Annotated in this window: 19 protein-coding genes; 12 read left to right on the forward strand and 7 right to left on the reverse strand. The window is 54.8% G+C overall.

Annotated features, from left to right (window positions below):
• Positions 1-401: 401 nt before the first annotated feature.
• From cyoA to ACR8BN_RS14490, 6 genes are all read left to right on the forward strand, one after another.
• Positions 402-1,328, forward strand: coding sequence for a cytochrome o ubiquinol oxidase subunit II (cyoA, locus tag ACR8BN_RS14465; protein WP_010255402.1), 927 nt, complete (start codon positions 402-404; stop codon positions 1,326-1,328).
• A gap of 4 nt (positions 1,329-1,332) precedes the next feature.
• Positions 1,333-3,315, forward strand: a complete 1,983-nt coding sequence (cyoB, locus tag ACR8BN_RS14470) for a cytochrome o ubiquinol oxidase subunit I (RefSeq protein WP_010255400.1) — start codon at positions 1,333-1,335, stop codon at positions 3,313-3,315.
• Entirely contained in the window at positions 3,315-3,932 is a 618-nt protein-coding gene (locus ACR8BN_RS14475) for a cytochrome o ubiquinol oxidase subunit III (RefSeq protein ID WP_009091720.1), read from the forward strand. The genes cyoB and ACR8BN_RS14475 overlap by 1 nt, the downstream gene beginning before the upstream one ends.
• Positions 3,932-4,261 (forward strand): cytochrome o ubiquinol oxidase subunit IV, encoded by a 330-nt coding sequence (locus ACR8BN_RS14480; RefSeq protein ID WP_008924889.1) that lies wholly within the window; start codon positions 3,932-3,934, stop codon positions 4,259-4,261. Before ACR8BN_RS14475 ends, ACR8BN_RS14480 begins: the two co-directional genes overlap by 1 nt.
• Positions 4,262-4,274: 13 nt before the next feature.
• A complete protein-coding gene (cyoE, locus tag ACR8BN_RS14485; protein WP_010255394.1) occupies positions 4,275-5,162 on the forward strand; it encodes a heme o synthase in 888 nt (295 codons plus the stop codon).
• Between the two features lie 132 nt (positions 5,163-5,294).
• Entirely contained in the window at positions 5,295-6,659 is a 1,365-nt protein-coding gene (locus ACR8BN_RS14490; protein ID WP_010255391.1) for an MFS transporter, read from the forward strand.
• Between the two features lie 457 nt (positions 6,660-7,116).
• On the opposite strand, the gene ACR8BN_RS14495 is transcribed toward ACR8BN_RS14490, so the two are convergent.
• Complete coding sequence (locus ACR8BN_RS14495) at positions 7,117-7,608, reverse strand: YajQ family cyclic di-GMP-binding protein (RefSeq protein WP_003852530.1); 492 nt, start codon at positions 7,606-7,608, stop codon at positions 7,117-7,119.
• 135 nt (positions 7,609-7,743) lie between these two features.
• Between ACR8BN_RS14495 and panE the strand changes: the two genes are divergently transcribed.
• Together panE and yajL are read left to right on the forward strand one after the other, a co-directional pair.
• Positions 7,744-8,664, forward strand: coding sequence for a 2-dehydropantoate 2-reductase (gene panE / locus ACR8BN_RS14500; protein ID WP_033756769.1), 921 nt, complete (start codon positions 7,744-7,746; stop codon positions 8,662-8,664).
• The gene (gene yajL, locus ACR8BN_RS14505) at positions 8,618-9,214 is read left to right on the forward strand and encodes a protein deglycase YajL (protein WP_031592188.1); all 597 of its coding nucleotides are present in this window, start codon (positions 8,618-8,620) and stop codon (positions 9,212-9,214) included. The genes panE and yajL overlap by 47 nt, the downstream gene beginning before the upstream one ends.
• 80 nt (positions 9,215-9,294) lie before the next feature.
• On the opposite strand, the gene thiI is transcribed toward yajL, so the two are convergent.
• Positions 9,295-10,743 carry a tRNA uracil 4-sulfurtransferase ThiI gene (gene thiI / locus ACR8BN_RS14510; protein WP_022626121.1) on the reverse strand — a complete coding sequence of 483 codons (1,449 nt, stop codon included), beginning with the start codon at positions 10,741-10,743 and terminating at the stop codon, positions 9,295-9,297.
• Positions 10,744-10,978: 235 nt separating this feature from the next.
• On the opposite strand from thiI, the gene xseB reads away from it, so the two are divergent.
• The 4 genes from xseB to ACR8BN_RS14530 all read left to right on the forward strand — a co-directional run bounded on the left by xseB (position 10,979) and on the right by ACR8BN_RS14530 (position 15,062).
• A complete protein-coding gene (gene xseB, locus ACR8BN_RS14515) occupies positions 10,979-11,221 on the forward strand; it encodes an exodeoxyribonuclease VII small subunit (RefSeq protein WP_010255382.1) in 243 nt (80 codons plus the stop codon).
• Positions 11,221-12,120 (forward strand): (2E,6E)-farnesyl diphosphate synthase, encoded by a 900-nt coding sequence (gene ispA / locus ACR8BN_RS14520; protein ID WP_031592192.1) that lies wholly within the window; start codon positions 11,221-11,223, stop codon positions 12,118-12,120. The genes xseB and ispA overlap by 1 nt, the downstream gene beginning before the upstream one ends.
• 19 nt (positions 12,121-12,139) lie before the next feature.
• Positions 12,140-14,005, forward strand: coding sequence for a 1-deoxy-D-xylulose-5-phosphate synthase (dxs, locus tag ACR8BN_RS14525; RefSeq protein ID WP_425032600.1), 1,866 nt, complete (start codon positions 12,140-12,142; stop codon positions 14,003-14,005).
• Positions 14,006-14,087: 82 nt separating this feature from the next.
• The gene (locus ACR8BN_RS14530; protein ID WP_031592194.1) at positions 14,088-15,062 is read left to right on the forward strand and encodes an aldo/keto reductase; all 975 of its coding nucleotides are present in this window, start codon (positions 14,088-14,090) and stop codon (positions 15,060-15,062) included.
• Positions 15,063-15,127: 65 nt separating this feature from the next.
• Here the strand turns inward: ACR8BN_RS14530 and pgpA are convergent, their stop codons facing one another.
• The 5 genes from pgpA to ribD all read right to left on the reverse strand — a co-directional run bounded on the left by pgpA (position 15,128) and on the right by ribD (position 18,745).
• Entirely contained in the window at positions 15,128-15,622 is a 495-nt protein-coding gene (pgpA, locus tag ACR8BN_RS14535; protein ID WP_031293112.1) for a phosphatidylglycerophosphatase A, read from the reverse strand.
• Positions 15,612-16,589, reverse strand: a complete 978-nt coding sequence (thiL, locus tag ACR8BN_RS14540; RefSeq protein ID WP_010255374.1) for a thiamine-phosphate kinase — start codon at positions 16,587-16,589, stop codon at positions 15,612-15,614. The genes pgpA and thiL overlap by 11 nt, the downstream gene beginning before the upstream one ends.
• 55 nt (positions 16,590-16,644) lie before the next feature.
• Complete coding sequence (gene nusB / locus ACR8BN_RS14545) at positions 16,645-17,064, reverse strand: transcription antitermination factor NusB (protein ID WP_010255372.1); 420 nt, start codon at positions 17,062-17,064, stop codon at positions 16,645-16,647.
• Positions 17,065-17,083: 19 nt separating this feature from the next.
• Positions 17,084-17,554, reverse strand: coding sequence for a 6,7-dimethyl-8-ribityllumazine synthase (ribH, locus tag ACR8BN_RS14550; protein ID WP_010255369.1), 471 nt, complete (start codon positions 17,552-17,554; stop codon positions 17,084-17,086).
• A 90-nt stretch (positions 17,555-17,644) separates the two neighbouring features.
• Positions 17,645-18,745, reverse strand: coding sequence for a bifunctional diaminohydroxyphosphoribosylaminopyrimidine deaminase/5-amino-6-(5-phosphoribosylamino)uracil reductase RibD (ribD, locus tag ACR8BN_RS14555; RefSeq protein ID WP_208443812.1), 1,101 nt, complete (start codon positions 18,743-18,745; stop codon positions 17,645-17,647).
• Positions 18,746-18,748 lie beyond the last annotated feature (3 nt).

The raw sequence follows: 18,748 nt of genomic DNA on the forward strand, positions 1-18,748 counted from the left end.
CCCGATAAGTCGCCGCCATTTATCATCGCGTGTTATTTTTTAAAAATAACAATATGACCTGAGGAGGCGTAGCGGAAATACTAAAAACCGGTGAGCAATTACTTTAGTTAAATTTCATCGCGCAAATGATGCAGACTTGTTAAATATTTGGGAGTTAAAAGTAAGGGTTATTCCTTTCCCTGATTTTTTTACGGTTACTTCCATTGGTTTTTGTTATATTGATGCCAACTGCTTGTCTGCGTTAATTATTTGTCACCTGGCGCAACATCTGTGACACCCTTAGCAAAAGGTGTCAACACGTATCTGACACATCCTTAAGCTGGTTTACACTGCATAAACCTTCCCGTAAAATGCGCGCACACTTAAACGACAATAGAGCCCTTTGTCATTGAGGTCGTTAAATGAGACTCAGTAAATACAATAAAAGTTTGGGGATTTTGTCATTAATTGCAGGCACTTTATTAATGAGTGGCTGCGATAGTGCATTGTTAAATCCCAAAGGACAGATTGCACTGGAGCAACGTTCGCTGATACTGACTGCCTTTGGCCTGATGTTGATCGTCGTCATCCCCGCAGTCCTGATGGCCGTGGTGTTTGCCTGGAAATATCGGGCGTCCAACACGAATGCGAAGTACAGCCCTAACTGGTCACACTCTAACAAAGTGGAAGCCGTGGTCTGGACCATTCCGATCCTGATCATTCTCTTCCTCAGCGTGCTGACCTGGAAATCAACCCACGCACTGGAGCCCAGCAAACCGCTGCAATCTGATGTGAAACCGGTTGAGATCGATGTGGTTGCACTGGACTGGAAATGGTTGTTCATTTACCCGGAACAGGGTATTGCGACCGTGAACCAGATTGCCTTCCCGGCAAATACTCCGGTGAACTTCAAAATCACATCTAACTCCGTCATGAACTCTTTCTTCATCCCAACGCTCGGCAGCCAGATTTATGCGATGGCTGGTATGCAGACCAAGCTGCATCTGATTGCAAATGAGCCGGGAATTTTCGACGGTATCTCTGCGAACTTCAGTGGTCGTGGTTTCTCTGGCATGAAGTTTAAAGCCATTGCAACCAAAGACGATGCGGAATTCCAGCAGTGGGTGGCTAAAGTCAAAGCAGCCCCTAACACGCTGAACACTATGGATGATTTCGAGAAAGTGGCTGTGCCAAGCGAAAATCACCCGGTGGAATATTTCTCTTCAGCTGATCCGAAACTGTTCATGCAAGTCATCGACAAGTTCAAGATGAGCCACGGGAAAATGGACATGCCAAAACATGAAGGTATGGACATGAGTCACGCCGCTTCCGCGGGAGCCGAGGAATAATACGATGTTCGGAAAATTAACACTTGATGCAGTGCCGTACCATGAGCCGATTATCATGGTTACGGTTGCCGCTATCCTGATAGGTGGTGCAGCGCTGGTTGCTGCGCTCACCTATTTTGGTAAGTGGAAATATTTGTGGTCTGAATGGCTGACGTCAGTCGACCACAAACGCCTGGGTATCATGTACATCATCATGGCGTTCGTCATGCTGATTCGTGGTTTCGCTGATGCCATTATGATGCGTACCCAGCAGGTTATGGCTTCGGCCGGTGAAGCGGGCATTCTGCCACCGCACCACTACGACCAGATCTTTACCGCGCATGGCGTGATTATGATCTTCTTCGTGGCGATGCCGTTCGTGGTTGGCCTGATGAACATCGCGGTTCCGTTGCAGATTGGTGCACGTGACGTTGCGTTCCCGTTCCTGAACAACCTGAGCTTCTGGTTTACTGCGGTCGGTGTGATCCTGGTTAACCTGTCTCTGGGTGTGGGCGAGTTCGCACAGACCGGCTGGCTGGCTTATCCGCCGCTTTCCGGCGCGGAGTACAGTCCCGGGGTCGGGGTCGATTACTGGATCTGGAGCCTTCAGCTTTCAGGTATTGGTACGACCTTAACCGGTATTAACTTCTTCGTGACCATCCTGAAGATGCGTGCACCGGGCATGAGCCTGTTCAAAATGCCGGTATTTACCTGGACCGCGCTGTGCACCAACGTCCTGATCATCGCTGCGTTCCCGGTTCTGACCGTGACCCTGGCGCTGTTGACCCTTGATCGTTATCTCGGCTTCCATTTCTTCACCAATGAAATGGGCGGGAACATGATGATGTACGTCAACCTGATCTGGGTCTGGGGCCATCCGGAAGTGTATATCCTGGTACTGCCGGTGTTTGGTGTGTTCGCAGAAATTACCGCGACCTTCTCCAAAAAACGTCTGTTTGGTTATACCTCACTGGTTTGGGCGACCATCGCCATTACCGTGCTGTCGTTTATCGTCTGGTTGCACCACTTCTTCACCATGGGTGCAGGTGCCAACGTTAACGCCTTCTTCGGTATCATGACGATGATCATCGCGATTCCGACCGGGGTTAAAATCTTTAACTGGCTGTTCACCATGTATCAGGGCCGCATTCAGATGCACTCTGCCATGCTGTGGACCGTTGGCTTCCTGGTAACCTTCTCTGTAGGGGGTATGACCGGCGTACTGCTGGCCGTTCCGGGTGCTGACTTTATTCTGCACAACAGCCTGTTCCTGATTGCACACTTCCATAACGTTATCATCGGTGGTGTGGTGTTCGGTTGTATGGCGGGCGTGACCTACTGGTTCCCGAAAGCATTTGGCTTCACCCTGAACGAAACCTGGGGCAAGCGCGCATTCTGGTTCTGGATCATTGGCTTCTTCGTTGCCTTTATGCCGCTGTACGCACTGGGCTTCATGGGTATGACACGTCGTCTGAGCCAGGATATCGATCCACAGTTCCACACCTTACTGGTGGTAGCTGCGGGCGGTGCTGGTCTGATTGCGCTGGGTATTCTGTGTCAGCTGACCATGTTCTACGTCTCGGTACGTGACCGCGATCAGAACCGTGATGTGACGGGTGACCCATGGGGCGGTCGTACGCTGGAGTGGGCAACCTCTTCACCACCACCGTTCTATAACTTTGCTGTCATCCCGCATGTGCATGAGCGTGACGCTTTCTGGGAAATGAAAGAGAAAGGCGAAGCGTACAAACAGCCGGAATCTTATGAAGAGATTCATATGCCGAAAAACAGCGGTGCCGCAATTATCATCTGCGCATTTGCAACGGTAATGGGTTTCGCGCTGATCTGGCATATCTGGTGGCTGGCGGGTGTTTCATTCCTCGGCATGATCGTTTCCTGGATCGTGAAGAGCTTCGACGAAGACGTGGATTACTACGTTCCGGTTGCCGAAGTTCAGAAGATTGAGAACCAGCACTTTGACGAAATCAGCAAAGCAGGTCTGAAATAATGTCAACTGAAACTCTGATTAAACATCACCACGACGCCCATGCGGAGCATGGGCATCACGATGCAGGAGCCAATAAAGTCTTTGGCTTCTGGATCTACCTGATGAGTGACTGCATTATCTTCGCAACCCTGTTTGCGACCTATGCTGTCATGGTCAACAACACTGCCGGTGGCCCGGCAGGTAAAGATATCTTTGAGCTGCCGTTTGTTCTGGTAGAAACCGCCCTGCTGCTGTTGAGTTCGATCACTTACGGCATGGCTGTTATCTCCATGAACAAGGAGCAAAAAGGTGCCGTTATCGGCTGGCTGGCGCTGACCTTCCTGTTCGGTCTGGGCTTCATCGGAATGGAAATCTATGAATTCCATCATCTGATTGCTGAAGGCTTTGGTCCGGATCGCAGTGGCTTCCTGTCTGGCTTCTTTACGCTGGTCGGTACCCACGGTCTGCACGTGACCTCAGGTCTGATCTGGATGCTGGTTCTGATGTTCCAGATTTCCAAACGTGGCCTGAACGCGACTAACCGCACCCGTATCATGTGTCTGAGCCTGTTCTGGCACTTCCTGGACGTGGTCTGGATTTGCGTCTTCACCGTTGTTTACCTGATGGGAGCCATGTAATGAGTCATTCTGTTAACGAACATGGCGCTTCACACGGTAGCGTGAAGTCCTACATGATCGGCTTCATCCTCTCTATCATCCTGACGGCGATCCCGTTCTGGATGGTAATGGATGGCAGTGCATCTCACGGTACTATCCTTGGTGTTGTTCTGGTATGTGCGGTAATTCAGGTGCTGGTTCACCTGGTCTACTTCCTGCACTTAGACAGCAAATCTGAGGGTGGCTGGAACATGGTAGCCATTGTCTTCTCGGCCATCATCATCCTGATTGTCGTAGTAGGCTCACTGTGGATCATGTGGAACCTCAACTACAACATGATGCCTCACTAAAGAGTCACGCGTAATGTTTAAGCAATACCTGCAAGTTACAAAACCAGGAATTATTTTCGGGAATTTAATTTCTGTGATCGGCGGATTTCTGTTGGCTTCCAAAGGCAACACGGATTACGCCCTGTTTCTCATCACCCTGGTGGGCGTGTCACTGGTGGTTGCATCCGGTTGTGTGTTTAACAACGTGATCGACCGCGACATTGACATCAAGATGGAGAGAACCAGGAATCGGGTGCTGGTAAAAGGCCTCATCTCCGCGAAAGTAAGCCTGGTTTATGCCACTGTGCTGGGTATTGCTGGCTTTGCGTTGCTCTACTTCGGTGCTAATCCGCTGGCCATGTGGCTGGCGGTGATGGGCTTCGTGGTGTACGTGGGCATCTACAGTCTCTACATGAAGCGTAATTCCGTTTACGGTACGCTGATTGGCAGTCTGTCGGGTGCTGCGCCGCCGGTTATCGGCTACTGCGCGGTCTCTAACCAGTTTGATGCTGGCGCACTAATCCTGCTGGCGATCTTTAGCCTGTGGCAGATGCCGCACTCGTACGCGATTGCCATCTTCCGCTTTAAAGATTACCAGGCAGCGAACATCCCGGTTCTGCCGGTGGTGAAAGGCATTTCCGTGGCTAAAAATCATATTACGCTCTATATCCTGGCGTTTATGATTGCCACGCTGATGCTGACGCTGGGAGGCTACGCGGGCTACAAATATCTGGTGGTGGCTGCTGCGGTCAGCGTCTGGTGGCTGGGCATGGCGTTATCGGGTTATAAAACCGCTGATGACCGTGTCTGGGCACGTAAACTGTTTGTCTTCTCTATCGTGACCATCACCGCACTGAGCGTGATGATGTCGGTGGATTCGATGGCTCCGGCCTCGAAGGACCTGCTGACTTACGTCTGGTAACCGGCACCGATACAGCATGAAAAGGGCGCGATTTTCGCGCCCTTTCTTTTTGTTACCACTGCTTAAAAACTATTGTTTTACCCGCCCTGCCCCGCCCCCTAGAATGAATGCAGCACATTAACAGAGGTTGGAATGAACGATAATAAAATGACTCCGGTGGAGCTGCGCGCCACATGGGGCCTCGGTACGGTCTTTTCCCTGCGCATGCTGGGAATGTTTATGGTCCTGCCGGTACTGACCACTTATGGCATGGCATTACAGGGCGCGAGTGAAACCTTAATTGGCCTGGCAATCGGCATTTATGGCCTTGCCCAGGCGATATTTCAGATTCCTTTTGGTCTGCTTTCCGATCGCATCGGGCGTAAGCCGCTGATCGTTGGCGGACTGTTGCTGTTTGTCCTGGGCAGTATTATTGCTGCCTGCACCGACTCCATCTGGGGCATTATTCTGGGCCGTGCCCTTCAGGGCTCAGGCGCGATTGCCGCTGCCGTGATGGCGCTGTTATCCGATTTAACCCGTGAGCAGAACCGCACCAAAGCGATGGCGTTTATCGGCATCAGTTTTGGCGTTACCTTCGCGATCGCCATGGTGGTCGGCCCGATTGTTACTCACGCACTGGGCCTGCATGCGCTGTTCTGGATGATTGCGATTCTGGCGTCGCTGGGTATCGTGATCACTCTGCTGGTGGTGCCATCGGCCTCCCATCATGTTCTGAACCGTGAGTCAGGCATGGTTAAAGGCAGCTTCCGCAAAGTGCTGGCTAACCCACGTCTGGTGAAGCTCAATATCGGTATTTTCTGCCTGCACGTCCTTCTGATGTCGAGCTTTGTCGCGTTGCCGGGGCAGTTTGAACAGGCAGGCTTCCCGGCTCCCGAACACTGGAAAGTCTATCTCTCCACCATGCTGATCGCTTTTGCCGGCGTAGTACCTTTCATCATTTATGCCGAAGTGAAGCGCCGCATGAAGCGTGTCTTTGTCGGCTGCGTCGGGATGATTGTCATTGCTGAGATCGTATTGTGGGGCGCGGAAGGACATTTCTGGACGCTGGTAGTGGGTGTTCAGCTCTTCTTCTTCGCCTTTAACCTGATGGAAGCGATTCTGCCTTCGCTGATCAGTAAAGAGTCGCCTGCGGGCTACAAAGGCACGGCGATGGGGATCTACTCCACCAGCCAGTTCCTGGGCGTGGCCGTTGGCGGCAGCATGGGTGGCTGGGTATTTGGTCATTTCGATGCGCAGACCGTATTCCTGGTTGGCGCGATGGTGGCCGCAGCCTGGCTGTTTGTCAGCATGACAATGCAGGAACCGCCTTATGTCAGCAGCCTGCGCATCGTGCTGAGTGATGCCGCACTGGCCGTGCCGAATCTGGAGCAGCGCCTGAAAGCGCAGCCGGGCGTTAACTCCGTGTTTATCGTGCCCGAAGAGAAAAGCGCCTACATCAAAATTGATAGCAAGGTTACCAGCCGCCCTGAGCTGGAAGCTCTGCTAGGTAGTTGTTAGCTTAAAAATTTTAGTGATAACGTTAGCTCGTTTCGCTTCAGGATCGAGCTGGCTCAGGGAACACGGTCAGATCGGAAAGTCGCAAAAGCCGCCATCCCTGGCACGCTCGGCCCGCGCCGTCCCTGCCGCGGGACGCTTTCCTCCTCTGACCGTGTTCCCTGCGCCCCTGAGCTTTTGAGTTGCTGCTAAGTTCCCCCAGGAGTTGAATCTGTTAATAGGCTCAAATCCAACTCAATCCTGGTTTCAGACAGCTTATAAACTCAAAGCAAGGGGGCCAGAATAGGCTCAACCGCGCCAAACCCGGACAAGCCTTCTTACAGACGACTCATAAATCCAAGGCGATGGGAGCCTGAGCCAGAACGCTATCATCCAGACGACCTTTCGCTCAACAACAAAAAACCCGGCCTTAGCCGGGTTTTTATCACTGCATTCATGCTGAAATTCAGCTGGCCCCCGCTTAATCGCGGAAGTTTTTAAACTGGAATGGCTGCCCCAGATTGCTGCCGCGCACGATTGCCATCGCACCCTGCAAATCATCACGCGCTTTGCCGGTTACACGCAATGCTTCACCCTGAATCTGGGTCTGCACTTTCAGCTTGCTGTCTTTGATCAGCTTCACCAGCTTCTTCGCCACGTCGCTTTCAATGCCTTTTTTCAGTTTGGCATCGACCGCCCAGCTTTTGCCGCTGTGCTCAATCTCTTCCGGCACCTCTAAAGCACCGCCTTCAATCCCGCGCTTCAGTAACTTCTCACGCAAAATATCCACCAGCTGCTTAACCTGAAAATCGGACTCGCTGGTGATTTTGATGGTTTCATTCTTTTCGTTGAGCTCAAACTCGGCGCTCACGTTGCGGAAATCGAAGCGGGTAGACACTTCACGGTTGGCATTTTCCACCGCATTGCGAATTTCCTGCAGATCGACTTCTGAAACGATATCGAAAGATGGCATCTCTTCTTCTCCTGACGCTAAAGTGACATGCATAATACGCGTCTTAAGGTGCTAAATAAAATCAGGCTGCACACAACGCTATAATGAAAGTGTGACAGTAAATAATAGATGGATAGCCCGCCAGCGGGAGGCAGCATGAAAATTACCGTGTTAGGTTGCGGCGCTCTGGGTCAGATCTGGATGACAACCCTTGCCCGCCAGGGACATGAGGTGCAGGGATGGTTGCGGGTGCCGCAGCCCTACTGTTCAGCCAATGTGATTGATCCACAGGGTAACATTTCGAACCGCACGTTTATCGCCAACGATCCGCTGTTTCTGGCAGAAAGCCAGCTGCTGCTGGTTACGCTCAAAGCACCACAGGTCTCGCCCGCGGTGAAAAACCTGGAAAGCGTGCTGCCAGAAAACTGCCCGGTGCTCCTGCTGCACAATGGAATGGGGACGCTGGAAGAGCTGAAAGGGCTGACTCAGCCGCTGCTGCGCGGCGTCACTACCCATGCGGCGATGCGCGACGGCACCGTTATTAAACACATTGCCAGTGGCATTACCCACATCGGCCCCGGTAACCGCAAAAGCGCCGCTTACAGCGATCTCGCCGACATCCTGCATCATGCCCTGCCTGATGTCGCCTGGCATGACAACATCCGGGCGGCCTGCTGGCGCAAGCTGGCAGTGAACTGCATCATCAATCCGCTTAGCGTGGAGTATGAGTGCCAGAACGGTGCCCTGCGCGCTTATCCGGAGCAGATCGCGCAACTGTGCGAAGAGATCAGCTGGGTCATGGAGCGCGAAGGTCAGAACGTTGCCAGCGAAAGCCTGCAGGACATCATCTTCGACGTGATTGAAAGCACCGCGGCCAACACCTCTTCGATGCTGCAGGACATACGCGCCCAGCGTCTCACCGAAATCGACTATATCAGCGGTTTTCTGCTGCGCCGCGCCCGGACGCACGGCCTGGTGCTGACGGAGAATACCCGTCTGTATGACATTGTAAAACGCAAGGAGTCCCATTATGACCGCGAACGCATCAGTGCTGGTTTGCCTGGCACATGGCAGTGAAGAAACCGAAGCTGTCACCACCATCGACCTGCTGGTTCGGGCCGGGCTGAACGTTGTCACTGCCAGCGTCGAAAGCGACGGCAACCGGGAGATCGTCTGCTCACGCGGAGTTCGTCTGCTGGCTGACGTAACGCTGGTCGAAGTCGCCGACAATGATTTCGCCGCCATCGTCCTGCCCGGCGGCCTGAAAGGCGCCGAAACCTTCCGTGACAGTCCGCTGTTAGTCGAAACGGTACGCCAGTTTCACCTCAATGAAAGGATCGTCGCCGCTATCTGCGCCGCGGCAGGCACGGTACTCATCCCCCACGATCTCTTCCCGGTCGGCAATATGACCGGCTTTCCCGGCTTAAAAGAGACCATTCCGTCAGACAAGTGGATGGAGCGGCGTGTGGTCTGGGATCCACGCGTCAATCTGCTGACCAGCCAGGGGCCTGGCACGGCAATGGATTTTGCGCTGAAGCTGATCGATCTGCTGGCAGGAAAAGAGATGGCGCGCGAGGTTGCCGCACAGCTGGTGCTGGCTCCCGGCATTTATGACTATCAGGCGTAAACACACTGAGTTAAAACGATCTGTGTTAAGCAATGCAGCCAGTCAGACCTGAACAGGCGCTGACTGGCTCTTAGGCGTCACTACGGGCGGTAGACTTTCACGTTTTTAAAGCCCTGCTCATGCAGATAGAGTGCCTGCAGACGGCTCATCACACCACGATCGCAGTAGAGCAACCAGGTCCGGTTCTGATCGAGATCGCCAAACTGCGTACTGAGTTTGTAGAACGGCAGCGATTTCACTTCCGTAGCTTTCAGTGCCAGAGGCTTCTCTTCCTGCTCATCAATAGAGCGAATATCCAGCACCACGTCGTTCTCGCTCAGCAGGGCGACGGTCTCAACTTCAACCACCTCCTCTTCTGTCTGCTCAGCGATGGTACGGATATCGACGTTGGTCGCCTCTTCAATGACCCGATCCAGAATCGTGAAGTCGAAATTCTGCTCTTCAGCCTCGATCTTCTCTTTCACCGCTTTCACGGTCGGGCTTTTTGAGATCACACCGCAATATTCCGGCATGGTGCTGGCGAAATCTTCGGTGCCAATCTCACGGGCAATCCTGATGATGTGCTCTTTGTCATGAGAGATCAGCGGACGCAGAATCAGCGTATCAGAGGCGTTATCAATCAGGCGCAGGTTGGTCAGCGTCTGGCTCGACACCTGACCCACCGCTTCACCGGTAACCAGCGCCTGCACGCCGTAGCGCTCAGCAATCGTCGAGGCGGCACGCACCATCATGCGCTTCAGCACCACGCCCATCTGACCGTCATCCACTTTTTCGAGGATCTCACCCACTACCGGCTCAAAATTGATCGCCACGAACCGCACGCGGTGTGAACGACCAAAACGATTCCACAGATAGTGCGCAACCTGACGGACGCCAATCTCATGGGCGGCACCGCCAAGATTAAAGAAGCAGTAATGTACGCGGCTGCCGCGACGCAGCAGCATATAGCTGGAGACGCCGGAGTCAAAGCCACCGGAAATCAGCGACAGCACATCTTCCTGCGTGCCGATCGGGAAACCGCCCAGACCTTCATAGCGCGCAGTCACCAGCGTCAGACGATTCTCTTCAACTTCAAGATTCACCGTCACGTCCGGGTTTTTAAGCTGTACGCGGGCGCTTTCAATATGCTGATTCAGACCACCGCCAACATAGCGCTCCACATCCTGTGAACTGAAGCTATGCTTACCACGACGCTTAACACGCACGCAGAAGCTCTTCCCTTCAAGGCTGTCGCGATACTGCACTAAAGTCTGTTCAAAGATGTGATGAATATCGGTGTACTCACGATCTTCAACCGCTAAAACGTGATGAATCCCCGGAATGCGCGTCAGCTCATCGGGAATAATGTCCCGCAGCACCGGATTTTTCGAACGCACTTCAATGTGATCCCAGTGACGCACAACGGCGATTTCGTCGCTAACGGTTTTCAGGACGTTGCGGATATTGCTGGCAAGAATCTTGATAAAGCGCAAACGCACCGACGGACTCTTGATGGTGATTTCAGGAAATAACTTGATGATAAACTTCATGGCGGCGACACAGCTTCGTTGGGCAAATAAGTGCTAAAACAGGCAGCACTTAGCTGGTAAAATCACAAAATTGCGGGCTGCAAGGCGCAACCGCATCCGAGGCGCGGGAGTATATCACCTTTGTCAGGTGACTGCTTCTTCATCAGCCGCCGCATTGATTATTTTGCTAATCATAGGGTCTCAGCTACCATGACCGATTGCGAGATAATGTCCCAACCGTGAGTCGACACGAAATATGCCGAAAAAAGCCGAACAGCCAGCCAGCTTTGAAACGTCATTGCAGCAGCTGGAGCAGATTGTCAGCCGTCTGGAAAGTGGTGAACTGCCGCTGGAAGAAGCCCTGAACGAATTTGAGCGCGGCGTGCAGCTGGCGCGGACTGGCCAGCAGACGCTTCAGCAGGCTGAACAGCGGGTCCGTATTCTGCTGAACGATGATAAAGATGCCGACCTCACTGCTTTCACGCCGGAAAACAGCTAATGGATTTCGCCCGATTACTCGACGCGTATCAGCAGCAGGTTAATGGCGCGCTGACGCGTTTTATAGAGCCACTTCCTTTTCAGAGTTCTCCTCTGGTGAATGCCATGCATTATGGGGCATTATTAGGCGGTAAACGCCTGCGTCCTTTTCTGGTCTACGCTACCGGCGAAATGCTCCACGCCGACCCGGCGAGTCTGGATGCCCCCGCCGCCGCGGTTGAATGCATTCATGCGTACTCTCTGATTCATGACGATCTCCCCGCAATGGACGATGATGCACTGCGTCGCGGGCAGCCAACCTGTCACATTAAATATGGCGAAGATACCGCGATTCTGGCGGGCGACGCCCTGCAGACGCTGGCCTTTTCAATTCTGGCCGACGAAGCGATGCCCGGTGTCAGCGCTGAATATCGTCTGATGATGCTCTCTGAACTGGCGAAAGCCAGCGGCGTGGCCGGCATGTGTGGCGGACAGGCGCTTGATTTAGCGGCGGAAGGTCAATCTGTGGATCTCGACCAGCTGGAGCAGATCCATCGCCATAAAACCGGCGCGTTGATCCGTTCAGCGGTGCGGTTAGGCGCCTTAACGGCGGGCGATGCTGGCCGTGAAGCCCTGCCGCTGCTCGACCGTTATGCAGAGGCCATTGGTCTCGCGTTTCAGGTGCAGGACGACATTCTGGATGTGATCGGTGACACAGCGGTGATCGGAAAACGCCAGGGTGCCGATCAGCATCTGGGAAAAAGCACCTATCCTTCACTGTTAGGCCTTGAAAATGCCCAAGCTAAAGCGCGGGATTTGTATCAGGAAGCACTTGATACGTTAGAATTGCTCGCTGCGCACTCTTATAACACTACAGCACTGCAGGCGCTGGCGAGCTTCATAATTGAACGCGACAAATAACTTCCATAATGAGTCTCTGATGAGTTTTGATATTGCTAAATACCCGACACTGGCGCTGGCAAATACGGTTCAGGAGCTGCGCGCCCTGCCGAAAGAAAAGCTGCCTGCGCTCTGTGATGAACTGCGTCAGTATCTGTTAGACAGTGTAAGCCGCTCCAGCGGCCATTTTGCGTCGGGTCTGGGCGTGGTCGAACTGACGGTCGCGCTGCATTATGTCTATAACACCCCCTTTGACCATCTGGTATGGGATGTGGGTCATCAGGCTTATCCGCATAAAATTCTGACTGGTCGCCGCGATCGCATCGGTACGATTCGTCAGAAAAATGGCGTACACCCGTTTCCATGGCGCGGCGAAAGTGAATATGACGTATTGAGCGTCGGTCACTCGTCAACCTCCATCAGTGCCGGTCTCGGCATGGCCGCGGCGGCAGAACGTGAAGGTCAGGGTCGTCGCACCGCCTGTATTATTGGCGATGGCGCAATTACCGCTGGCATGGCGTTTGAGGCGATGAACCACGCCGGTGATATCAAGCCGGACATGCTGGTGATCCTCAACGACAACGAGATGTCGATCTCCGAAAACGTCGGTGCGCTGAATAACCGTCTGGCGCAGATCCTGTCGGGTAAAACCTACGCGCGACTGCGCGAAGGCAGCAAGCGTGTGCTGACCAGCCTGCCACCGATCAAAGAGCTGGTAAGACGCACCGAAGAGCATCTCAAAGGCATGGTCGTGCCGGGTACGCTGTTTGAAGAGCTGGGCTTTAATTATATCGGCCCGGTAGATGGTCATGATGTGCTGACGCTGGTCAATACGCTGAGCAACATGCGCAGCCTGAAAGGGCCGCAGTTCCTGCATATCATGACGAAGAAAGGCAAAGGCTACGCCCCGGCAGAGGAAGATCCTATTGCCTGGCACGCCGTGCCTAAATTCGATCCGGCGATTGGCGAACTGCCAAAAAGCGCGGAAGGCCTGCCGAGCTACTCTAAAATCTTCGGTAACTGGCTGTGCGAAATGGCCGCCGACGATCCGAAACTGATGGCGATTACGCCAGCAATGCGCGAAGGCTCAGGCATGGTGGCCTTCTCACGCGAATTCCCGAAACAATATTTCGATGTGGCGATTGCCGAGCAGCACGCAGTGACCTTCGCTGCCGGTATGGCGATTGGCGGCTATAAACCGATTGTTGCTATCTACTCCACCTTCCTGCAGCGCGCCTACGATCAGCTGATCCATGACGTCGCCATCCAGAAACTGCCGGTCCTGTTTGCTATCGATCGCGGTGGTATTGTTGGCGCGGATGGTCAGACTCACCAGGGCGCGTTTGATCTCGCCTATCTGCGCTGCGTGCCGGATATGGTGATCATGACCCCCAGCGATGAAAATGAGTGTCGGCAGATGCTCTACACCGGCTATCACTATCAGGATGGTCCAAGTGCAGTGCGCTATCCGCGCGGTACCGGTGTCGGTACGCCACTGGCACCGCTGCAGAGCCTGCCGCTGGGTAAAGCCGTGGTGAAACGTCAGGGTGAAAAGCTGGCGATTCTGAACTTCGGCACTTTGTTGCCGGAAGCGGCCGCCACGGCGGAAGCGCTGAATGCGACTCTGGTCGATATGCGCTTTGTGAAGCCGCTGGATGAGGCGCTGATTGCCGAGCTCGCCACCACGCACGACTCGCTGATTACGCTGGAAGAAGGTGCCATCAAAGGCGGTGCCGGCAGTGGCGTTAATGAATTTGTTATGGCGAAACGTCTGGCTGTTCCGGTGCTGAACATCGGTCTGCCTGATGAGTTCATCCCGCAGGGTACGCAGGATGAAGTGCGTCATGACTATCTGCTGGACGCGGAGGGCATTCAGCAGCAGATCGCCCGCTGGCTGGCGCAGTAACCTCTCCTCGCTGCGCTCCCCCCTCGGGGAGCGCAACATCCTGCTATGCTAAGACCTTTCCACTTTCGCAGGAGCCTCCACCATGAAAACGATTCAACTGGGTACCACCGATCTGCAGGTGTCGCGTCTCTGTCTTGGCTGCATGACTTATGGCGAACCCACGCGCGGCAACCATGCCTGGACACTGCCGGAAGCGAGCAGCCGTCCGCTGATCCAGCAGGCGCTGAACGCGGGGATCAACTTTTTCGATACCGCCAACAGCTATTCAGATGGCAGCAGCGAAGAGATCCTGGGCCGGGCGCTGAAAGACTTTGCCCGCCGTGAAGAGATCGTGGTTGCCACCAAAGTCTATTTCCCGCTGACCAATCTGTCACAGGGATTGTCGCGCAAGAATATTCTGCAATCCATTGATGACAGCCTGCAGCGCCTCGGCATGGAGTATGTCGACCTGCTGCAGATTCACCGCTGGGATTATGAGACGCCGCTGGAAGAGACGCTGGAAGCGCTGCATGAAGTCGTGCAGTCTGGCAAAGCACGTTATATCGGTGCCTCGTCGATGCACGCCAGTCAGTTTGCCCAGGCGTTGCAGATGCAGTCGGAACAGGGCTGGCATCGCTTTGTCAGCATGCAGGATCAGTACAACCTGATTCAGCGCGAAGAGGAGCGTGAAATGCATCCGCTCTGCCTGAAAGAGCAGATTGCCGTGCTGCCGTGGAGTCCGCTGGCACGCGGTAAGCTGACCCGCCCGTGGGGGGAAAATACCGCGCGTTCCACCTCTGACAAAGTCATGGCGTCGCTCTATGACAATACTGAAGAGAATGATGCCGTGATTGCAGAGCGGCTGGCGCAGGTGGCGGAAGATAAAGGTGTAACGCGGGCGCAGGTGGCTCTGGCCTGGCTGCTGAGCAAGCCTGCCGTCACAGCACCGATTATTGGTGCGTCGCGTGCTGAGCAGTTTGAGGATCTGGTGAAGGCAGTGGATGTCACGCTGAGTGACGAGGAAGTTGCGCTGCTGGAAGAGGTCTATCAGCCGCATCAGCCGGTAGGATTCGAATAAAATCAGAGAAAGGAGACGCCCTGCCCGGGCGTCACCTTCTGTCGCTGTATGAGGAGTCCCGGCAGTTAACCCGCCAGCCAGACCCCAAAGCCATACAGCATGGCAGCGGAAATCACGCCAGCAATAATGTCATCCACCATAATGCCCATGCCGCCATGCACATTGCGATCAAACCAGCGAATCGGCCACGGCTTCCACATATCAAGAATACGGAACAGCACAAAGCCACCCAGAACCCACTGCCAGCTGTTAACCGGAATCGCCATCAGCGTAATCCACATGCCGATAAACTCATCCCACACAATGCTGCCGTGATCGTGTACGCCCATATCTTTGGCAGTGCGATGGCAGAGATAGACGCCAACGCAGATACCGACCAGCACCACCAGCGAATAGAGATCCTGCGGCAGATAGGTCATCAGCCACCAGAACGGAATCGCCGCCAGCGATCCCATGGTGCCAGGCACGACCGGGCTTAATCCGCTGCCGAAACCGGTCGCCAGCAGATGCCAGGGATTGCTCATCCGCAGGCGACTCTTCGCCACGTCGTTATTTAGCATCAAAGTGATCAAACCCTTTATGACGGAATGTGGCGGGCTTGCCATTATCCAGCAGCGTTAAGCCTTCCGACTCCGGTGCCATCTGTCCGATGCAGGTATAGGGCACGCCCAGGTGACCCAGCGCCACATCCAGCGCACCGCGATTGACCTCGGGCACTGTGAAGCAGAGTTCGTAATCTTCTCCGCCACTCAGCGCCCAGCGCAATACCTGCTCAGGGTCGAAATGATCGCGCAGCGCAGCCGAAAGGGGCAACGCATCCAGATTAAGCCGTGCGCCACAGCCGCTGGCTTTCAGCACGTGGCCGAGATCGGAAATCAGGCCGTCGGAAAGATCCACCGCTGAGGAGGCCAGCGAACGCAGCGCCTGGCCCTGCAGAATGCGCGGCATAGGACGCAGATGACGTTTAATCAGCGCTTCATGCACCGCCGGATCGCTGATGCGGCAGTGATGCTGCAGCAGCGCCAGGCCCGCCGCGCTGTCACCCAGCGTACCGGTCACGTAAATCCAGTCACCCGGCTTCGCGCCTGAACGTTTCAGGGCGCGGCCCTGCGGCACCAGACCGTGAATCGCCAGCGTCAGGCTCAGCGGGCCACGGGTGGTATCGCCGCCCACCAGCTGCATGTCGTAATATTCCAGCAGTTCAAACAGGCTTTCGCTGAAGGCAGAGAGCCAGCTCTCATCGACCTGCGGCAGCGTTAAGGCCAGCGTCAGCCATGCGGGATCGGCGCCCATGGCAGCAAGGTCGCTGAGATTCACAGCCAGGGCTTTGTAACCCAGATCGGCAGGATGGATATCCCGTAAGAAGTGCACACCCGCGACCAGGGTATCGGTGCTGATCGCCAGCGTCTGTTTTTCCGGCACGCTAAGTAACGCACAATCGTCACCGATGCCGAGTTCGACATCACGGCGGCTGCGTGTTCTGCGGTTGAAGTAGCGTGCGATGAGTTCAAATTCACCACAAGACATAATTGCGTTCCGCTTAACCCTTCATGAAAAAAGGCCGGCAAGCCGGCCTTTTTGTTTATTTGCGATTGGGTCGAATTTGTGGACCGGCTTTATCGAGCACGCCGTTAACAAATTTATGACTGTCTTCGGCACCGAAGACTTTCGCCAGCTCAATCCCTTCGTTGATGGCCACTTTATAAGGCACATCATTACGTTTGCTCAGCTCATACAGCGAGATGCGCAGGATAGCTTTTTCCACCTGGCCCAGCTCTTCGAGCTGACGCGACAGATAGGGCTTCATCAGTCCATCCAGATACGCACTGTTGGTCGCCACACCGGACAGCAGTTCGCGGAAGTAGGTAATGTCGACGTCTTTGACGTCCTGTTCCGCCAGAAACTGGTATTCCACATCGGCAATGTCGTTATTCGACAACTGCCAGGAGTAAAGCGCCTGAACAGCGCACTCACGGGCGCGACGACGAGCAGCAGGTTTCACAAAATTCCCCTTACAAAAATCAGGCTTTAATGGCTTTCAATACGTTGATCATTTCGAGCGCAGTCAGAGCCGCTTCAGCACCTTTGTTACCCGCTTTGGTGCCGGCACGCTCAATGGCCTGCTCGATGCTTTCAGTGGTCAGCACGCCAAACGCGACAGGAATCTCGCTGTTCATGGCAACGCTGGCGATACCGGAGCTGGCTTCACCCGCCACATATTCGAAGTGCGCAGTGCCACCCCGAATAACCGTACCGAGTGCGATAATCGCATCATATTTGCCGGTGTTGGCCAGCGCACGTGCTGCCAGAGGCAGTTCGTATGCACCAGGCACCCAGACTACGGTGATATTGTCATCTTTGACCTGGCCGATACGTTTCAGGGCATCAACTGCGCCATCCAGCAGGCTGTCATTAATGAAGTTGTTAAAACGCGCGATAACGATGGCAACATTGGCCTCAGGCGTTGCAACAGCAGCTTCGATAACTTTCATACTTATCCTTTCAGGGGTTTGGTTGGCCCCGCGCAGGGGGGCGGATTCTATCATACTCTTGGGCGGCGTGCTCTCGCTTTTCCGACCGTGTTATTGTGGTGTCAGGGTCAGGCGTAAATCGTCACCGACCTGGCGGACATCACTGAAACGGAAGGCAGGTGCGTCAGCCAGCTGGCTCAGTCCCGGCAGCTGACACAGCCCGCGTCCTTCATGACCTAATAGCTTAGGCGCCAGATAAACAATCAGTTCATCGGCCAGTCCGGCCTGCAACAGGGCACCGGCCAGCGTGGCGCCCGCTTCAACCCAGACGCTGTTAATCTGTCGCTGTCCCAGCAGCATCATCATCGCCACCAGGTCCAGCTGCTGTTCGCGCAGCGGAACTGCGATTTGCGTTACGTCAGCGGGCCAGCTCTGCTGATCGGGCTGATGACGCATCAGCCAGGTTTCGCCTGGCTGCTCAATGAGCCGATGCTGCGGCGTCACGCGATTCTGGCTGTCGATAATCACCCGCACCGGCTGACGCAGTTGCTGTTCATCAAGCAGTGCCTGGCTCTCCGCATTGAGTTCAGACCAGCGTACCGTCAGGGAAGGATCGTCCGCCAGCACCGTGGCGCTGCTGCTGAGAATGGCGGCGCTCTGCGCACGCAGGCGCTGCACATCACGACGGGCTGCCGGCGAGGTTATCCACTGACTTTCGCCGCTGGCCATTGCCGTTCTGCCATCCAGTGACGCACCCAGCTTGAGCTGGATCCAGGGGAAGCCAGTGCGCATGCGTTTGAGGAAACCGCGATTCAGCGCCTCCGCTTCCGGCATCATCAGACCGTGGCTGACCTCAATGCCCGCCTGATGCAGACGGTGCAGTCCGCGACCCGCCACCTGCGGATTCGGATCCTGCATGGCGGCCACGACACGGGTAACGCCAGCGGCGATCAGCGCATCACAGCAGGGTGGCGTACGGCCATGATGGCTGCAGGGCTCCAGCGTGACATAGGCGGTTGCGCCACGCGCTTTCTCGCCCGCCATGCGCAGGGCGTGGACTTCAGCATGCGGTTCACCGGCGCGCTGATGCCAGCCCTCACCGACCACCTCGCCATCGCGCACAATCACGCAGCCCACATTGGGGTTCGGCATCGTCGTAAAGCGGCCGCGTCGCGCCAGTTCCAGCGCACGCGCCATGTAAAGTTCATCCATGGT

It is taken from the genome of Pantoea sp. Lu_F5_004 (genome assembly GCF_051136245.1).
In the GTDB taxonomy this organism is placed as follows: Bacteria; Pseudomonadota; Gammaproteobacteria; order Enterobacterales; family Enterobacteriaceae; genus Pantoea; species Pantoea agglomerans.